Raw genomic sequence first — 230 nt, forward strand, 5'->3', positions numbered from 1 at the left:
GGCCGGCGGCACCGGCGCAACCGCCGCGACACGGTTCGACACCGGCTCCATCGGGGGTCACGGCGGCAACGGCGGTGCCGGCGGCCAGGGCGGCGCGGGTAACGGGGGCGCCAACGGTTCGGGCGGAGCCGGCGGCGACGGCGGCCACGGGGGCCAGGGTGGCACTGGTTACGCCGACGACGGCACCAACAGCGCCACCGCCGGCGGGACCGGCGGTACCGGTGGCACGG

At 79.6% G+C, this 230-nt stretch carries 1 protein-coding gene; it reads left to right on the plus strand.

Annotation, left to right across the window (positions count from 1 at the left end; all coding sequences use genetic code 11):
- Window positions 1-230 (plus strand): hypothetical protein (locus BST40_RS29200; RefSeq protein ID WP_425270719.1); only part of this gene is annotated, 230 nt, incomplete at both ends.

It is taken from the genome of Mycobacterium persicum, from assembly GCF_002086675.1.
Lineage (GTDB): Bacteria > Actinomycetota > Actinomycetes > Mycobacteriales > Mycobacteriaceae > Mycobacterium > Mycobacterium persicum.